This is a genomic window from Paenibacillus piri, from assembly GCF_004354045.1.
Classification (GTDB): Bacteria; Bacillota; Bacilli; order Paenibacillales; family NBRC-103111; genus Paenibacillus_S; species Paenibacillus_S piri.
The window spans coordinates 15,488-32,511 of record NZ_SMRT01000011.1 but is presented as its reverse complement, the minus strand read 5'-3'; the positions used below and the strand labels follow the sequence as shown (position 1 = coordinate 32,511).

Below are 17,024 nucleotides of genomic sequence, written 5' to 3'. Positions count from 1 at the left end.
CGGGTCACTCAGTTCAATCCCGGTTTCTGAGCCGGATTTCGCAATCTTCCATGCCTTCGCGTATGGCGTTCAGCCGTTCCATCGTAGCGCCGTCGTAGAAACCGTAGGCCAAGCCGTCCGCTCCCCCCAGCGCCACAACGCGAATCCCTTTCTTGATCAGGTCGGGCGTCGCTTTGGCGCGGGGCGCGATACTATCGATAATAACTTTATCCTCTCCGACCTGCCGTCTCACATTGGCCAGCCATTTCCCCTTATTCAATACCCGTTCTTCGTCACCGGTCTGTTCCGCATAGTCCATAATTCGAATCGAATCGACATATTTGCCGATTTGTGTCAAATTTTGTCCGATAAACTCGGCTTCGGGCCAGCATGTATTGAACCGGAAGTCAACCTTAGCATTCGCGGCATGAATCGCTTCGGACAGCTCTTTGAAGTAGCGGGTAATGGCATCGCTGCGGAACTTGAGCCATTGGTACAGCTCCGGATGCTCCAGCAAAAACATGACGGCCGACGAATTGCCTCTTTGCAGCAGCAGCCATTCCTCGTTCGCTTCCAATGTCGCTCTTTTCATCACGTCCGCGTAACGCCTCACCGTCTTGCGGATCAGCTCCCAATCCAGGCCGGCTTTGCGCGCCTCCTGCTCGCAGTTTTGGCAAAAGCATCCGCCCAGCGTTACGCCCAGAAACGGATGAAGCGCCAGCTGTCCCTGGTTTGTCAGAAACGAGCAAGTCTGGATCATGTCGATATCGTAATGGGTAACGAGATCCGTTGCGATAGCGCACATATACGCACGCGCATCGGGACTGCTCCAGCACAGCTGCTGGTTGGAAAAATAACCGTGCGCGGGGGGATTCCCATATATATCGCGCTGGATGCAATCGGCGAATTCTCCCGCTCCACGGACGGAATCAAGCGGCGTATGCGAAATTTCCGCGCCGGGGCTCATCCCCCGCTTGCGGAGCGCTTTCGTGAAGATGTCCAGCCAGTCCACTCCCTTCAGAAATTCGCGGTCGCTTGGCAGCGGCTTGATTCTCGAATGTTTATAAGCCTCGGGATGAATCGTGAAATAGCTTCGGCTGTCTTCCGCCAAATACCGCTTCCTCACCGGGTTATGGTGGTAGTAGTTATCGTGCAGCGGACGTTTCTCGTGATGCATAATGGCGAGCATATAGGCTGCGTTGTTGCCTGCATGCTGCTGCAAGTTGTCCAAAATCGTTTCGATCCCTTCGTCATGCATATCCCATGGATAAATGCCGGTCGTAAGCTCTTTCCAATACATCGCTTTCCCCTCCAATATTATAGTCCGTTGAATAATAACCGCTGTGCAGGCGGATCGTTCTTCCGATTGTGTTGTCTCATACGTTTTTTCCGAAATCGATTCTAATCTCCCACTGTTTTTTAAAAATTCCGCTATTGCGACATGCTTTGCGAAACGGGCAGCGGCATGGTCGGAGCGAATTTCGACGGCGCCACGCCGTAAAACTTTTTGAAAGTTTTGCTGAAATAATAATAATCGTTATAGCCGGTCATCGAACAGACCGTTTCGGCCGTATAGCTGCCCGAGCGGATAAGCTCCGCCGCCGCCTCCATGCGCAGCTTGGTCACATAATCGCTGAATGTGTAGCCGGTCACCTTTTTAAACAGCTCGCTGCAGTAGCTCATGTTCAAATAATGTGTGTCGGCCAACTCGCTTAACGATAACGGCTTGTCGTAGTTCAGGTTGACCTGCTGCAGCAGCGCAATGAAGTTTCCGTTGCGGGTACCGGACCTGCCGGCGCCGGAAGCCGAATCGCTGCTGCACAACACTTTGAGCAGACCTTTGATATGCTCGCACATGGCGGACAAGCTGTTGAAACGGCTGACAATGTTCTCATAATCGAGAAACTCGACCCGATTCAGCAGCGCATCGCGCTCCAATCTTTTACGAATGACGAATGCGTACTGGTTCCATAAGCAGGTGGCGTGGTACATGCCCAGGCCGTCTGTTTTGAACAGATCCGGGATGCTGTCGATGATGGAGCATATGCCGTCAAAATCTTTTAACATGATTAACTTTTCCGTCTTCAGCACGATGTTCTCGATCGCGAAGCTTGTGCCGGCCGAAAAACGGATGACTTCGGGCCGTTCATCAATAAAATGGTGGGCTGACGCCATGCCCGACTCCTTGATCAGCCTCGGCAGCTGTTCCGCTTCATCCGTCACACGGCTGAGCCCGATACGGCAATTCCCCGGCTTGTTCCATCGGCTCATGTACATCATGATGTCGCGTTCCAGCCATTGGCCGCCGTTCGCGATGACGACCGCTTGCACTTCGTCAAGCTGAAGCGCAAGCGGTTGAAACGGAGCCGACGATGCCGGTGCATACGGAAACTCGGCGAAGCCGTCCGGAACCGCGCCGCAAATCGTCATGACCTGCCAATATGCTCCGCCCTCAGGAGCAAAATTCCGCTCGCACAGCCATTCTGCCGGAGGGCACGCGCCCGAGACCAGTTGCTTCACGGTATTCACATTTTCGGCCAGCTGTTTTTCGTGCAGACGGAGCTTCAGCTTCGTCAGCAGCTGCTTCGCTTCAACAGGATCGATCGGTTTGAGCTGATAATCGAAGGCGCCGTAGCGTATCGCCTCCTGGGCATAAGCAAACTCGGCGAACCCGCTAATGATGATAAACTCGCTCGTTATTCCCCGTTTTCGGGAAAGGGTCAATAAATCGATGCCGGATATTTCGGGCATTCGAATATCGGTCACAACGACATCCGGCTTCAGACTGCAGATCAGCTCCAGCGCTTCCGAAGCATCGGTCGTCTGGGCGGCTATCGCAAACCCCATATGCTGCCAATCGAATACTTTTCTTATTCCTTCCAGGGACCAAATCTCATCGTCAACCAGAATAACCTTGTACATACGTTCCCCCCGATCCCCGAGCTTTGAACGTTATTTTCTGATTACGATTCCCGCTTCATACATTCCCTGCTTCACTGCATCGAGCAGCTCGAAAGTAGCTCCGTCGTAATGCCCGAGCGACAAGCCGTCCACGCCGAGCGTGCTTAATATTTTAATGCTTTCGCGGATCAGCTCGGGCGTTGCGTTCGGTCTGGGCGCGAAGGCGGCGATCAAATCTTTGTCGTAGCCGATCCCCCGTCTTATTTTAAGCAGCGTATTGCGCTTCCGTCTAAACCGGTCCTGCGCTCCGGTCTGCTCCGAATAATCCGAATCCCGGACCGAATCGAGGCAATCTTTGACTTTGGCGAAATCGAGGCCCGCGAGCTCCGGATATTTCAAATAATTGTTGTAGCGGAAATCGACATGCGGATTGGCGGATTTGATCGCGGCGTTAATTTCCCGGAACAAGCCCTGTATCGATTTCGCCCGAAACTCCAGAAACTGGTAAAGTGCCGGAAATTCCAACAACAAGCCCGTTTCCAGCAAGTCGCTGCCCATCAAAACGTGATTGTCCATCACCGCGTCCAGATTATGATACGCCGTCGCATAAACAAGCTGCTCCAGCCCTTTCAGCTCATGAATCATCGCATCCCAGTCATAGCCCATTTGCATCGCTTTCGTCCGGCAGTGGCCGCAGAAGCAGCCGCCCTTCAATACGCCAAGCAGCGCGCCGACCTTGTTCTCGGGATCATTTTCCATAAACCACGGAGCTTTGACGGGCTCGCCGGTCGCGAACAACATCATGCAGGTTTGAATAAAATCGACATCGTGATTTTTCACGGTATCATAAAAAATCGCTTTCATATATTCCTTTACATGATCGTTATTGCAGCAAAAATGGCGTTCGATGATGCCGCCGTGAATATTTTTTTGCAGCACGTCCGGAAACTCTTTCTTCGCTACTTCGCAATCGAAAAACGTATGGGAAATTTCGGCTCCGGTTTTCAAATTTTTCTTCCTGCCGTATGCCGTCAGCTCGTCAAGCCAATCCGTCCCATTAAGGAAATCGCGGTTCGAATAGAGCGGCTTGAGCGGCGTATTTTTAAAGTTCGCTTCATCCATCCGGTAATAAATGCGGCTGTCTTCGGGCAAATAAAATTTTCTTTTCGGATTATGGGTATAAAACAGACTGGTCAGCGGCCGCTTTTCCTTATGCATGATGCCGACCAAATAGACGCTGTTCACAAGGCTGTGCTCTACGACGTTATCGACGCACGTTTCGACGCCTTCATCGGCCAAATCCCATGGGTATAGGCTGGATGCAACTTCTTTGATATACATAATTAAGATCACTCCCGTTTATGATTTATCCGATTACGACATTATCGGGTTAAGACCCCCACCTCTAAGGTAGGCCTTGAATCAGGTGGGTAGAGTCCCCATCTGATTTCCTGATGCTCAGCAAAGCTGAACGAGTTCACTTGGCAGCGGATTTGCCGAAAAACTCTTCATAGCTTTTGGCAAATTCAGAGGCGGATTTGACGACGTCCGGATTTTCCAGCAGCTTCTTCTGATAGGCTTTAAATTCGTCCATTGTGATGGCTCCGCTGATCGCCTTGGCCTCCATGGATGCGAATTCGTCCTTCACTTTGGACCAAACGCTGCTCCATGCATCCGATTGCAGAACGTTGAACAGCTCGATTTTGGCGTCAATCTTGTAAAGCGCCTTCATTTCCTCCCTAACCTGCAGATTGTAGGACATCGGTGCCAGCGGACTGTCCACCTTGGCAAACTCCGCGGTAGAAAAGATGAACGGTGCGTTGAACGAGCTGTTGACTTCCTTTTTGCCGGCATCGGTCAGCGAAGGGAAGCCGTCCTTCAAGACGTAATGAATGCCCTCGATACCAAAATTGACGAAATTATAATACTTTTCATCCGATGTGGCATGCAGAAAATCGAGTATGCGCAGCATTTTCTTCTCATCCACTTTTTTGGAAATGGCCATGCCGCCGAAATAACCAAGATCGTAAATATGCGCGTATCCTCTGGGGCCTTTAAGATAAGGCAAAATCGTCACTTTGGCGCCGGGCTGCGTCTTCTGATTTTCCTGTTCCATCCGGTATTTGTGCCATGCGTTCTTCACGAAGGTGGCCGAGCGTCCGGTCATGAACATTTCCTCCTGCTGGGTACCGTTGATCAGCGCAAATTCCTTTGGAATCGCCCCGGCTTGATAAAGCTCGCGCATATATTGGACATAATCGGCATAATTCGCAGTAAGGTTCGTGTGAAGGATGCCGCCGTTGCTGTCGCGGACCGGTTCCCGCGTGCCGAAGGCTGCGGCAAAGTAACCGGCATTCGGCAGTACGCCGATCGTATCCGCCTTGCCGTTACCGTCCGGATCGCTCTTGGCGATCGTCTTCACGACATCCGCGAATTGCTCCAGCGTCGCCGGCGCTTTCAGGTTGAGCTTATCCAGCCAATCCTGCCTGATGAACACGGCGGAATCGAGATTGCCACGCGTTCTCGGCACGAAAAAGTTTTTGCCGTTTACCTTGCTCAGCACCCATGCGTTCTGGTTCGTATATTTTTTAAAATTCGGATACTTGCTGAAGTCGCCCAAGTAAGGGGTCAAATCCCAAAACGCGCCGGCTTTTGCCGCCTTCAAAATGCTTGGCGCCGTCGTGTTCGTAATTTGCATAAGGTCCGGAATGTCGCCCGATGCCAGTACAAGATCGAGCTTCTGCTGGTAGGTGTCCGCGGGTACCCAATCCACCGTATAGTTCACGTTAAATTCCTGCTCCATCTTTTTCCAAAACTCGCTGTCCTTGGTCGGCGCCTGACTGTACAGGTTGGCCATCCCCTTAATGACCAGCGGCTCCGGCTTTTTGACGTCCCCCGCCGCAGAATCGCTGGGAGCCCGCGGTGCGTTGGTGCCGGCTGCGCTGCATGCGGATAACAGCGCCGCTGCTGTGAGCATAATAGCTGTGCTTCTAATTAATGCCGAGGTTTGTTTGGGCATAGCGTTTTCCTTCCTCCTTCTGATTCAGAATAAATATGGAGTCGCTCAGCCCTTGATCGAACCGAGCATAACACCCTTGATAAAGTAACGCTGAACAAATGGATATACGGCCAATATCGGCAGCATCGCCAGTACAACCGTCGCCATCCGTACCGTCTCCGTCGGCATATTGAGCATATCGACGGAGCCCGTCGTACCGGCGCCGTTCGTGGACGCATCGACCAGCAGCGATTTGACGTACACCTGAAGCGTCCGCTTGCTGGAGTCGGTCAAATAAATGAGCGCGTTAAAATATGTATTCCAATGGCCAACCGCAAAAAACAGCGTCAAGGTAGCGATCGAGGCTTTGGATAACGGAAGGATGATCCGAAAAAAAATGCCGATATCGGTACAGCCGTCCATTTTGGCCGATTCCTCAAGCTCTTCGGGCAGCGAATCGATAAAGCTTTTGGCGATAATCAGGCTCCAGGAATTGGTCAGCACGGGAATAATGAGCGACCACAGGCTGTTAATCAGGCCGACATTTTTAACCAGCAAATAATTCGGTACGATGCCTGCATTAAATACGAGGGAGAAAATAACGACTCCCATGATCAGACCGCGATGCGGCATCGTTTTGCGGGTCAGCCCGAATGCCATCGTGTATGTAAAAGCGATATTTAACGCGGTTCCGATTATCGTGACGAACAATGTATTTTTAAGAGCGCTAATAAACCCGGAGTTGGAAAGAATAAATGCGTAAGAAGCAAACGATAGTTTATCCGGAATGACATACAGCTTGAACGGCACATAAACGGAAGGATCGGTCAGCGATACGCTGATTACGTAAATAAACGGGGCGATACACATGAACGAGATCAGACTGGCTGCCGTATAAATCATCACGTCGGCGAAGCTTATTTTTGCTGCACGCATCGTTCTCGCTCTCCTTTCCCTTGTCATCTGAATCAATACAGCCCGCTATGCCCAAGCTTTTTGACAATGCGGTCCGACAAAACTACCATGACGAGCCCTACCGCGCTTTTAAAAATGCCGACCGTAATCGCGATGCTGAAATTGCCCTGGTTAATCCCCTGGTTATACGAGTACGTATCGAACACTTCCGCTACATCCCGCACGTAAGGGTTGCCCATCAGCAGCACCTGCTCGAATCCGACATCCATAATATGGCCGAGCCTTAAAATAAACAGCACGATAATCGTCGGAAGAATCGAGGGAATCGTTATTCGCATAATCTTTTGCAGCCTTGACGCCCCATCGATGGTTGCCGCTTCGTATTGGGCGGGATCGATCTGGGTGATGGCGGCCAAAAACAGAATCGTTCCCCAGCCGATTTCTTTCCATGTATTTTGCAGCAGCAGCACCCACCAGAACAGCTTCGGATTGGAGAGAAACGCGACCGGCTGTCCGCCCATGCTGACAATGACTTTATTGACGAGACCGACATCCGATGAAAGCATGAAAAACGTAATGCCCGCGATGACGACCCAGGATAAAAAATGAGGCATGTAAATGATCGTCTGATTCAACCGTTTGAACTTTTCAATCCGGATCTCGTTGATCAGCAGAGCCAGCAAAATCGGCGCCGGGAAAAAAAAGAGCAAATTCATCAGGCTGATCACGACCGTATTGCGGAGCATTAAATAAAAAAAAACATTGCTGAAAAATTCGGCGAAATATTTGAATCCTACCCATTCGCTATGCCAAAAGCCAGCAAACGGGCTGTATTCCTTGAAAGCGATCAGCAGCCCCCACATCGGAGCGAGCTTGAACATAAGAAAATAAATAAAACCGGGAATGACAAGCAAGTATGCGAAACGGTGATTATAATACAGCTTCCTTCGGAGCGGCCACTTCTGCTTCAAAGATCGTTTCGCAGCCGCAGGAACGGCTTGTTCCATCTGTATGCCTCCTCCTCCTGTTCGGAAAAATGCAATCGCTTTATTTATAGTGTACGGAACTGTCGTCATCATTTGAATGTACTGATTTCGGAATTTTGAGACTAGTTTCGGTTTTTGCTCATAACCGGCAGCTTAATGCTGACTTTCGTTCCTTCCTGCTGGCTGCTTGCAATCGAAATTCCATAGCGGAACCCGTGCAGCAATTTGATGCGTCTGTCGATATTCATGAGGCCGATACTTTTCTTTTCGGTGATGACCTGCGTACCTTCCATCGGATCCCATGCAACCAGCTTCGATCTGAGCATATCCAGCACATCCGGCGGCATTCCTTTCCCGTCGTCCGCTATTTCAAACATCAGGCTGCCGTCAGGCGACATAAAGCCTTGAATAGACAGGCTTCCCGGCCCTTTTTTCTGCTCCAGGCCGTGGAAGACCGCATTCTCCACAATCGGCTGCAAAATCATCCTTGGAATCGTCAGCTCCATGACCTCGTCATCGATGTCATAAGCAAGCGCAAACCGGTTGCTTTGACGGATTTGAATAATTTTAAAATAATCTTGAATGCAGCCAAGCTCGTCCGCCACCCGCACATGATTGTTTTCTTTAATGCTGTACCGGAAAATTTTGGCCATCGCGGTCGTCATCTCGAATATTTCCGCCACATCCCGGGCCAAGGCGATACTACGGATACAATCCAGCGTGTTGTATAAGAAATGCGGGTTGACCTGGCTTTGAAAGGCCAAAAACTGGGCATGCTTCTTGGCCAGCTCGGCTTGATACAGGTTTTCCCTGGAGTCCATCACCTCGCGTGTCATTTCGTCGATATTGTCCAGCATCTTATTCATTACTCTGGCCAACAGGCTGATTTCGTTCTCATTGCGAATGTCGAGCCGGCGGGTACTGTAATTCGGACCGATCGACTTCATAAAATGAGCCATCCGGACAATCGGCCGCATGATGCTCCGGTTGATCATCAGCCCGAATCCAAGCAGTACGATGACAACGATAATTCCCGTTACGATGCCGAACTGCTTCAACGCCGACAAATCTTTGCCAATCTCGATATCGGGTATCGCTCCGATGACCCGCCAATCCAAATTGCGGACGGTCCGCTGGTAAGCCAGCGATTTTCCGTCCCCGGTCCCCCCGATGTAGCCGTCCGGATGGTCATTGAACATGGCGGCTTGGCCCCAGTGTTTGTTTACCGCTGCATCTTTACGATTGGATGCAATAATATTGCCGCTCGCATCCGCCAGCATAAACAGCGAATTGTCGTTGGGCTGAATACTGGAGACGATATTGACAAAGCTGTCCGTATTATAGATGACAACCGTAATAAACTCCCCGTTCGTCCGATTGTCGGACGTGCTGAACGATCTTGCCACGCAGACATAGAAGGGCTTGTCGTTCTCCGTACTGTCGAATACGTAATGAGCAGGCCGATCAAGCTGCAAGCGTCCTTCCTTGTACCGGCGTTTGACTTCGTTTAAAACGGCGAAATCTTCCCGCCGGTATGCGCCGATATGAATCATATCCAGGTCGGTAACGATAACGTCGTTAATGTTTTTGTTGGACAGCATAATCGATTCGATCATCACCTGCATACTGTTTTTAAGCTTGAGCCTGCCGTCGATATCCTGCGTGTTGACGAATTGATACGTCAGATCGTTGAACGCGATAATATTGGCGATCGTATCGATGTCCGTCGAGAATGATACCGCTTTCAATTCAATCTGCTTCAATGTGTCTTTCAAAAATTCCGAATAATTGCGCTGATTGATTTGCTCAAACCAGCTTAAATATACGATTTGAATCAAGATGATAATAGCTGCCGATATGCAGATAAAAATGAACAGCTGCGATTTCAGCTTGATGGTTTCCATCCTCTTGAACATACTGTGCCCCCTGAGCGTCAAATTGACCTGTAGGTTTCGCGGTCGGTCATCTTAAAAGTAGTCAACTTTGTCCGTTTGCACAACGACTTCGACAAAAGTTCCCAAGATCGGCTAATATCCGCAAATAATGGCCGCTCCTCCGAACCCGTGCACAGCAAAAGAAAAAGACCCGCTCCTTAAGGAGTGAGTCCGCTAATGGAATCAATTGCACGGCTGGTCTTCCGGTTCAAGCGGTTTGGCCGAGGAAATACATGAGCAGCTTGCAGAACAGCAGCCTCTGGGTAATGCACCGTTACAATGACCCGATACCGCAGTTTGCGGCAGTTTCATGGTTTACAGTCTTGCCTCTTCTCTTCTTGCATTTAAATACCCATGCCGGCGGAATATTCATCCACGTATAGCCACGATCGACGGCAACGAAATATTTTTGAAACTGCTTTTGGAGCAGCAGCGTATATTGAAAGGCGACGAACGTTCCATTATCCGCCAAAGCGTCATGTATCGATTGAAACAGCCGCACCTGCAGCTCGCCGGAAAAGTTGGCGAAAGGCAGGCCGGAGACAATGAGATCGAAAGGGCGTCCGGTCTGCCGCACGACTTCGCCGAGCTTCAATGCATCGTCGAGCACCTGAAACTGCGGAAACCGCCGCTCCAGGTCGTTGCGGAACTGTTCGTTTTGTTCGAATAAATACAGCCGGCTTTGCGTGTTCATCTGCTTCTGAATATATCGGGTGAATACCCCCGTCCCCGGTCCAAGCTCGGCGATTTGCACCATTTTATGCCACGGCAGCGCTGCCGGAAGCATTTTGCGGATCAGAAATCCCGAGCTTGGAACGACGCTGCCCACCTGCCCCGAATGTTTCAAAAACTGCCCGAAAAATGATGGCTTTGTCATCGTTAAGCGACCTCCGCTTTCTTATCCAATAAATAGTAGCTTGCCCCAAAGAACAATAAAGTAAAGCTAGCCAGCGTAATAAAAGACGGAAAATTGGCAAAAGCAACGATCCACACGAATAATCCGGCCACGAAGCTGACAAACGCGACTGGCAAGGAAAGCTTGCCGCTCCATTTTCCAAGAAATACGCTCGTGAAATTCAGAAAAATAAGACCGCTTGCCGCGAACAGCCATTTCAAGAGCAGTAGAACCTTGGCTGCATCCCATAAAAGCAGCGGTTCAACCCGGAACAGCATGCCGTTGCTTAATCCAAGCTGAATCCATAACCCTGCAACCATGACGACCGTAATGAGCAATGCCTCAAGCAGGATGACCAAATATTTGGAAAGCAGCAAATACGTTCTTGGAATGGGCAGCGACAACAAATAATAAATCGAATGCTGCTTCCATTCCTCGCGCCAGGCGGAAAAGCTGTGCAAAAAAGGAATAAACAGCATGATGGCGAAAAAAACAATATTGATGACCATAATAAATCCGAGCGAAGCGAGCTCCTGCGTATGGTCCGTTAAAATCATGATTGCGGTATGCACAAGCAGCATTGCGGCCATCGACACAACGATCGCATTTCTCCGATTTCGCAAATCGGTCATAAACAACCGTTTAAACGGATGCACGTTCATACACCTCTTTCAAAATATTCATCAACGATTCGTTGGTTTGCTCCTTCAACGTTTCCACGTGACCGGTCAGCAACAGTTTGCCGTCATGAATAAATACGATTTCATCCAACATGTTTTCCACTTCCGTCAATTCATGTGTCGTGATCAGGATCATCTGCCCTTCTTCCATAAAATCTTCTACAATGGCCTGGGCGATCTGCTCGCGGGCAAAGGGTCGATACCGGCGAACGGTTCGTCCAGCAGCAAATATTTGGCCTGACGGCTCAGCGCCAGCAGCAATTTCATCTTGGCCCTTGTTCCCCGGGACGCCTGCTGAATGAACGTATTTATGTGTAATCCGAAGAAGTCAAGCAGATAGCGGGCTTTGGCATCGTCCCAGTCCCAGTACATATCCTTCATATACTGCATGGCATCGGCTAATTTCATCCATGAGTACCAACCGTCGGTATCGGGAAGATAAGCCATCATCCCTCTCGTCGACATGCCCGGCGGCTTGCCGTCGATGCGAATCAAGCCGCGGTCCAGCCGCAGCAGACCGGCGGCCGTTTTAAGCAGGGTTGATTTGCCCGCGCCGTTTGTTCCGAGCAAACCGACGATACGCCCTTCTTCGACCGTAAAGGAAATATCGTTTAAGGCCGATTTGCTGCCGAATGCTTTGACCGCATGCTCTACCTGGATCATCTCGAACTCCCCTTTTCCAAATATTTATGGATTGCCGTCGCAATCTCCTCATCCGACTTGCCGAAAGAACGCAGCAGCTCAATGCTTTGGCTGACCGTGGCTTCCAGCGCTTCCTCCCTGAGTGCGTCAAGGATGCTCGTATCGCTTGTCATAAAGCTCCCTTGCCCTCTTGCCGTAATAATCAATTTCATCTCCTCCATCTCCCGGTATGCCCTTTGAATGGTATTCGGATTTACGCCTAACCGTTTGGCCAGCTCGCGACGAGACGGAATCTCCTGCCCGGGCTGATACGTGCCATTTATAAATTTAATTTTGATGTCGTCGATAATTTGCGTGTAAATAGGTTCCTTCTGATTGAATTCCATCTATATGACCTCCGAGGGACAAGCACAGTATCACTGTATTAATTGATTAATACAGTACCAGTAAAAAAAATTGCTGTCAAGCGTATTTTCCCTATTTCATTCAAAATTCAAGCCCGCGGACTTTGGCAAAAATCATCGTATCGCGCAGCGAGCCGTTCGTGTCGCTTACCTCTTGTCGGAGTCTGCCCTCGAAAGTAAAGCTCAGCCGTTCGGCCACCCGCTTGCTTCTCTCATTTCGGGCGTCGCAGCGGATTTCGATGCGGTTGGCTTGCAGCTGCCGAATCGCAAAATCCGTTATTCCGTCCACGGCTTCCGTTATATACCCTTTCCCGCTGCATGACGTGCGCACCCAATAGCCGATTTCAAATCTTCTTGCCTTCCAATCGATCCGATGCAGGCCGCTGCAGCCGATCAAGCTCCCCGTCTCCTTCAGATACAGATGCAGCCTCAGGTCGGTCCGCTCCATAAACTTGAGTCTGGCCCGCCGGACGCCTGCTTCCGACTCCTCGACACCGGGAGCGCGCTGCGCCCAAGGCATCCATGGCCGTAATTGCTCCATGCTTTCCAGCACCGCTTCGTTTACCGCCTGTCCATCGCCCCATAACGGCGCGCGAATGAGCAGCCGTTCCGTTTCAAAGCTTTCGGGAAACGAGTAGAGGATCGGATCTTTGTCCCTGTCAGTTCCCATTGAATACGCCTCCTGTTCCTTTAACATCCTTATACTAGCGTGTAACGGATTTCCGTCTCATTCTTGGCGGAATCTTCGTTCCAATGACCGTAAATTTCCATTGTCGGCTGGCAGTATCGGTGGCCGGACGCCTGCAATGCCGCGCGAATGCTGCTGTGAGCTTCGTCTAGACCGCTGTACGGGCCAATATGGATGAAACGGGCATAACGTGAAAAGCTGAACCGTTTCTTCATTAGGCTCGTCGGGCGGTCGGGCTCCGCCGCCAATTCGACTCCGGCAAACAGGACATCGCCATCCTCGTACGCTACATAATTGATTCCGGTTGTCGATAGTCGATGTTCATGGACTTCCCGCCATACTTGACCGATCAGCTCCATCACGTCTTCGCTGTAGCTTTTATCCGCAGCATGTGTTTTGCTGAAGCCGAACAATTGAACAACGGATGGTTTGTCCATCATTTCGAGTTTCATCCTTGTCGCGCTCCTTTACGTCCAAAATTCAGCAACATGCAAGCCTCTCTGCCATGTAATCGAAAATCCGCGGACAACCGCGGACATTAACGGGCCGCTTTCGATCAGCCCCCGATATGAGACATTTCCACTTTCTTTTTGTTCAGTCCGGGCGTATGGGACAATCGTTCTTCGGAGTATCGGTCCTGTCTCCGGTTCCAGTAATCCGTAATATAAGTCCGAATTTCCGCATCGTCCCATTCTTCTCGCAAAGGCTTCCGCAGATCGGCTCCGGCGGAAGCGAACAAGCAGGTATACAGCTGCCCTTCCGCAGACAGCCTTGCCCGCGTGCAGGTGGAACAGAAAGCCTGGGTGACGGATGAAATCAGTCCGATTTCGTTCGTCGTTCCGACATAACGGTAGCGCGCCGCGACTTCGCCGTAATGATTCGGCTCGATCGGCTCCAACGGCATTTCCCGGTGAATCCGTTCTATAATTTGCCGGCTGGGCATCACTTGGTCCAGCTTCCAGCCGTTCGAGTTGCCGACATCCATATACTCGATAAAACGCAAAATATGCCCTTTTTCCCGAAAATAGGTGGCCATCGGCAGCACATCCTGGTCATTCGCCCCTTTTTGCACAACCATGTTCACCTTAACCAGCAATCCGGCTGCCGCAGCCGCATCGATGCCTTCAATAATTTGCGAAACTTTATAGCCGCGGCCGTTCATCCGACCGAACCGTTCGTCATTCAAGCTGTCCAGACTGACCGTCACCCGGGTCAATCCGGCATCCTTCAAGGCGCCCGCATGCTTCGCCAGCAAAGAGCCGTTGGTCGTTACGGCAATATCGCGGACGCCCTCGATTTCTCTCAGCATACGAATCAGCGACGGAAGGTTTGGGCGCATAAGCGGTTCGCCGCCGGTTATACGCAGCTTCTCAACGCCGAGTGAGACAAAAATTCGTGCAAGACGGGTCAGCTCCTCGAAGCTGAGCAGTTTTTCCTTGGTGAGGAATTGGTAGCCGGGCCCGAATATTTCTTCCGGCATGCAGTACCGGCAGCGAAAGTTACATTGATCCGTAACGGACATACGCAGATCACGGAGAGGGCGTTGTAGCTGATCAAAAATCCGATGAGTCTGTACGTGCAAGGTCATCACCCTCCTATGATCGATATTACTGCTCAAACAAAATTTGTCCGGATTCGCGGCAGCTGTAACCTCCTAAAGCTTCCATATCCGTTCTGAACGACTCCGAGCGAATGATACCGCAGGGGCGTCTATCTTTCTAGACTATCGTAAAACGCTCTGCTCATCAAGAGGTTATATAGTGCCGAGACCGGCATCATTTATTATGTGAGACGCTCGCGCCGTTTCCGGGACCCTTTATGAAGGAAGGCAGTTAAAGCGCGACAAAGGGCGATTCATCCGCATTGCAATAGGTCTCTGCGTTCAAACTGTTGCCTTTCACCGCTCTACTTAAATTATTGCGGTTCATGAAACAAGCTGGAGCGGCGCATCGTGCGCCGCTCCAGCTTGTTTCATGGTACTGATTCCTATATTAGACGCTTCCTCCGGCTGTCTGTTCCTGTAGCGAACGGGCGATTCCGGTCAAATCCGCACCGGGCCTCAGCCGCTTGTACGCGTACAGAGCGGCGCCGGCTGCAGGCTCGAAAATCGGCCGGATTAAGCTGAACCGGCCGTCGGCGAGCTGGGCGCGCAGCGGCTCAATCATATAAGCCCCCGCTTGAAATACGCCGCCCGAATAGGAGACGGGGACATCGCCCTGCTCCGCCCCGAACTGCAGCTGCCGAGCGATCGAGCGCACGATCAGCGACAGCTCGCAAGCTGCCTGCTCGAACGCTCTTACCGCTTTGCTCTCGCCCGCCTTGGCGACCTGATGAAGCAGAAGAGCTAATCCAGCTATTCTCTCGCGGTTCCAATGCCACTCCTGCTGAACGACCTTCAGCAGTTGAAAATCGTCGCTCAGCCCGAAATGGCTGCGCACGACTTCGTAGATCATGCTTCGCTCCTCTCTGCCGTCCGCTTCCCGCGTGAACGTCGCAAGCAGCAGCCGGCCCAGCCAGTAGGCGGAGCCTTCGTCGCCGACGGCGTACCCCCATCCGCTTGCACGCGCCGTGCGGCCGCTCGAGTCGACGCCGTATCCGATCGCACCTGTACCGGATACGAGATGTATCCCCGGTTGGCAGGCCAGCGAGCCGGCCCAGCCAACCTCGGCATCGTTGACGGCCTCGAAGCGGTCGTGCCGCATGACCTGCCTGATTATGTCGCGGACAACAGGCTCCTCGTCGACTAGCTCATCCCCGAGACATGGAACGCCAAGCATCGCGTAAGACAGCTCGGACCGGTCGATGCCTGCCTCCCCGCACACGAGGCCGATTCCTTGCTCAAGCGTACGCGCAAGGCCCTGTGCGCCGATTTGAAACCAATCCAGGCTGCCCAACGTCGCCCGTGAAACGATACGTCCTTGCTCATTCATTACCATAAAGGCGGTTTTCGTCCCGCCTCCGTCCACGCCAAGCAGATGCATACCGTAAGCCTCCATATGATCGTTAAATCGCTTGTCTAATCGCGTTGTTAATTGCGGAACGATGCTCCCAGATAAACGCTACGATACCGCCGCGTTCGTCAAAAAAAGATTCGTCCTCATCCGAATAATTGTCGCCGAGTCCATGCACACTGAACCGGTCGCCGCCGTAATTCATCAACGTCCATTGGCCACCGCGCTTGCGGTCGGGAAACACGAGATAATGTTTGTTTCCAAGGGCGTCCCATCGGGCGATCGCATGAAAGTTGTCCAGGATGGACTCGATATCGACTTTCTTTTTGATTTGCATCTCATATCTTCCTTCCTTATTTGACATTGGAATGATTGCCCCATGGTCGGGAATGCAGCCGTATGAAGGTATTAAGCACTCGGCCGGCTTGCCAAAACGTTCAAATCCGCAGTATTCGGCGTCTCCGGCTCGTAAGCGAGAAGCTCTTGACTGCAATCGACATAGATCGGATACACCGGCGTATCTTTCTGCTGCGCCGCCGCCGTTTCTATGACCTGAACGGATGCTTTTTTATAGGATGCTGCAATTTCGCTGTTTCTTCTTACGATATCCAGACAAAGCGCTAGCATAATGATAACCGACAAACCACCCAAACCATATATTGCGAGCTCATGCGACATCTTCATTAGCCCTCCTCATATGAATCTATCATTTGTTACCAGATTACCAAGAAACGGCTGAAAATACGCTCGAATGCTGTTGTCATTATGTGACTTTTATTGTTGAGGGCGCTTGATCCGCCGGGGACGAATGTCATTCCCTAGCAAATATCCGTAGAAGATATATATCTCGGGTCTCTATTAGTTGAATTTATGAGAAATAGAGCTAATGTCTAGTACACGCTATGCGATGTAAACATACACTGCAAATGTGAATAGAAGACAAATGCAGAGGGAGGTGAAATGAACTGTCGGGCCATTCGACTACTGCACATCGCTCGGTTTAATAGAAATAGATAAAAAAGAGCTTGAAGCATCTTTTAGCGAGAAGAGG

18 protein-coding genes are annotated in these 17,024 nt (G+C 51.1%); all 18 read right to left on the bottom strand.

The features are described from left to right. Positions 1-13: 13 nt before the first annotated feature. A complete protein-coding gene (locus E1757_RS21145) occupies positions 14-1,279 on the bottom strand; it encodes a beta/alpha barrel domain-containing protein (RefSeq protein ID WP_133231822.1) in 1,266 nt (421 codons plus the stop codon). A gap of 131 nt (positions 1,280-1,410) precedes the next feature. Further along, entirely contained in the window at positions 1,411-2,901 is a 1,491-nt protein-coding gene (locus tag E1757_RS21140; protein WP_133231820.1) for a response regulator transcription factor, read from the bottom strand. A gap of 30 nt (positions 2,902-2,931) precedes the next feature. Further along, positions 2,932-4,221 (bottom strand): hypothetical protein, encoded by a 1,290-nt coding sequence (locus E1757_RS21135; protein ID WP_133231818.1) that lies wholly within the window; start codon positions 4,219-4,221, stop codon positions 2,932-2,934. A gap of 136 nt (positions 4,222-4,357) precedes the next feature. Then, positions 4,358-5,899, bottom strand: coding sequence for an extracellular solute-binding protein (locus E1757_RS21130; protein ID WP_133231816.1), 1,542 nt, complete (start codon positions 5,897-5,899; stop codon positions 4,358-4,360). 45 nt (positions 5,900-5,944) lie between these two features. Continuing rightward, positions 5,945-6,814, bottom strand: a complete 870-nt coding sequence (locus E1757_RS21125; RefSeq protein ID WP_133231814.1) for a carbohydrate ABC transporter permease — start codon at positions 6,812-6,814, stop codon at positions 5,945-5,947. Between the two features lie 32 nt (positions 6,815-6,846). After that, positions 6,847-7,800 carry an ABC transporter permease gene (locus tag E1757_RS21120; RefSeq protein ID WP_133231812.1) on the bottom strand — a complete coding sequence of 318 codons (954 nt, stop codon included), beginning with the start codon at positions 7,798-7,800 and terminating at the stop codon, positions 6,847-6,849. A 101-nt stretch (positions 7,801-7,901) separates the two neighbouring features. Further along, positions 7,902-9,695, bottom strand: coding sequence for a cache domain-containing sensor histidine kinase (locus E1757_RS21115; RefSeq protein WP_133231810.1), 1,794 nt, complete (start codon positions 9,693-9,695; stop codon positions 7,902-7,904). A 292-nt stretch (positions 9,696-9,987) separates the two neighbouring features. Beyond that, on the bottom strand, positions 9,988-10,590 hold the full coding sequence (locus E1757_RS21110; protein ID WP_133231808.1) for a class I SAM-dependent methyltransferase: 603 nt from the start codon (positions 10,588-10,590) through the stop codon (positions 9,988-9,990). Positions 10,591-10,592: 2 nt separating this feature from the next. Then, positions 10,593-11,264 carry an ABC-2 transporter permease gene (locus E1757_RS21105; RefSeq protein WP_165972214.1) on the bottom strand — a complete coding sequence of 224 codons (672 nt, stop codon included), beginning with the start codon at positions 11,262-11,264 and terminating at the stop codon, positions 10,593-10,595. Further along, a complete protein-coding gene (locus E1757_RS21100) occupies positions 11,251-11,439 on the bottom strand; it encodes a hypothetical protein (RefSeq protein ID WP_133231804.1) in 189 nt (62 codons plus the stop codon). The genes E1757_RS21105 and E1757_RS21100 overlap by 14 nt, the downstream gene beginning before the upstream one ends. A gap of 8 nt (positions 11,440-11,447) precedes the next feature. Then, on the bottom strand, positions 11,448-11,951 hold the full coding sequence (locus E1757_RS21095; RefSeq protein WP_133231802.1) for an ATP-binding cassette domain-containing protein: 504 nt from the start codon (positions 11,949-11,951) through the stop codon (positions 11,448-11,450). Then, positions 11,948-12,316 (bottom strand): GntR family transcriptional regulator, encoded by a 369-nt coding sequence (locus tag E1757_RS21090; protein WP_133231800.1) that lies wholly within the window; start codon positions 12,314-12,316, stop codon positions 11,948-11,950. Before E1757_RS21090 ends, E1757_RS21095 begins: the two co-directional genes overlap by 4 nt. A gap of 100 nt (positions 12,317-12,416) precedes the next feature. Then, positions 12,417-13,004, bottom strand: coding sequence for a GNAT family N-acetyltransferase (locus E1757_RS21085; protein WP_133231798.1), 588 nt, complete (start codon positions 13,002-13,004; stop codon positions 12,417-12,419). 29 nt (positions 13,005-13,033) lie between these two features. After that, positions 13,034-13,474 carry a GyrI-like domain-containing protein gene (locus E1757_RS21080; protein ID WP_133231796.1) on the bottom strand — a complete coding sequence of 147 codons (441 nt, stop codon included), beginning with the start codon at positions 13,472-13,474 and terminating at the stop codon, positions 13,034-13,036. 104 nt (positions 13,475-13,578) lie between these two features. Then, positions 13,579-14,610: a GTP 3',8-cyclase MoaA gene (gene moaA / locus E1757_RS21075; protein WP_133231794.1), complete on the bottom strand. Its 1,032-nt coding sequence runs from the start codon at positions 14,608-14,610 to the stop codon at positions 13,579-13,581. Positions 14,611-15,013: 403 nt separating this feature from the next. Continuing rightward, positions 15,014-16,003 (bottom strand): N-acetylglucosamine kinase, encoded by a 990-nt coding sequence (locus E1757_RS21070; RefSeq protein WP_165972213.1) that lies wholly within the window; start codon positions 16,001-16,003, stop codon positions 15,014-15,016. A gap of 22 nt (positions 16,004-16,025) precedes the next feature. Then, entirely contained in the window at positions 16,026-16,310 is a 285-nt protein-coding gene (locus tag E1757_RS21065) for a hypothetical protein (protein ID WP_133231790.1), read from the bottom strand. Between the two features lie 71 nt (positions 16,311-16,381). Further along, a complete protein-coding gene (locus E1757_RS21060) occupies positions 16,382-16,651 on the bottom strand; it encodes a hypothetical protein (RefSeq protein ID WP_133231788.1) in 270 nt (89 codons plus the stop codon). Between the last annotated feature and the right edge of the window lie 373 nt (positions 16,652-17,024).

Bases quoted from the DNA above. Each gene is read 5' to 3' on its own strand.
- E1757_RS21145 (WP_133231822.1), bottom strand. From the start codon at position 1,279: ATGTATTGGAAAGAGCTTACGACCGGCATTTATCCATGGGATATGCAT.
- E1757_RS21140 (WP_133231820.1), bottom strand. From the start codon at position 2,901: ATGTACAAGGTTATTCTGGTTGACGATGAGATTTGGTCCCTGGAAGGA.
- E1757_RS21135 (WP_133231818.1), bottom strand. From the start codon at position 4,221: ATGTATATCAAAGAAGTTGCATCCAGCCTATACCCATGGGATTTGGCC.
- E1757_RS21130 (WP_133231816.1), bottom strand. From the start codon at position 5,899: ATGCCCAAACAAACCTCGGCATTAATTAGAAGCACAGCTATTATGCTC.
- E1757_RS21125 (WP_133231814.1), bottom strand. From the start codon at position 6,814: ATGCGTGCAGCAAAAATAAGCTTCGCCGACGTGATGATTTATACGGCA.
- E1757_RS21120 (WP_133231812.1), bottom strand. From the start codon at position 7,800: ATGGAACAAGCCGTTCCTGCGGCTGCGAAACGATCTTTGAAGCAGAAG.
- E1757_RS21115 (WP_133231810.1), bottom strand. From the start codon at position 9,695: ATGTTCAAGAGGATGGAAACCATCAAGCTGAAATCGCAGCTGTTCATT.
- E1757_RS21110 (WP_133231808.1), bottom strand. From the start codon at position 10,590: ATGACAAAGCCATCATTTTTCGGGCAGTTTTTGAAACATTCGGGGCAG.
- E1757_RS21100 (WP_133231804.1), bottom strand. From the start codon at position 11,439: ATGGAAGAAGGGCAGATGATCCTGATCACGACACATGAATTGACGGAA.
- E1757_RS21095 (WP_133231802.1), bottom strand. From the start codon at position 11,951: ATGATCCAGGTAGAGCATGCGGTCAAAGCATTCGGCAGCAAATCGGCC.
- E1757_RS21090 (WP_133231800.1), bottom strand. From the start codon at position 12,316: ATGGAATTCAATCAGAAGGAACCTATTTACACGCAAATTATCGACGAC.
- E1757_RS21085 (WP_133231798.1), bottom strand. From the start codon at position 13,004: ATGGGAACTGACAGGGACAAAGATCCGATCCTCTACTCGTTTCCCGAA.
- E1757_RS21080 (WP_133231796.1), bottom strand. From the start codon at position 13,474: ATGAAACTCGAAATGATGGACAAACCATCCGTTGTTCAATTGTTCGGC.
- moaA (WP_133231794.1), bottom strand. From the start codon at position 14,610: ATGACCTTGCACGTACAGACTCATCGGATTTTTGATCAGCTACAACGC.
- E1757_RS21070 (WP_165972213.1), bottom strand. From the start codon at position 16,003: ATGCATCTGCTTGGCGTGGACGGAGGCGGGACGAAAACCGCCTTTATG.
- E1757_RS21065 (WP_133231790.1), bottom strand. From the start codon at position 16,310: ATGCAAATCAAAAAGAAAGTCGATATCGAGTCCATCCTGGACAACTTT.
- E1757_RS21060 (WP_133231788.1), bottom strand. From the start codon at position 16,651: ATGTCGCATGAGCTCGCAATATATGGTTTGGGTGGTTTGTCGGTTATC.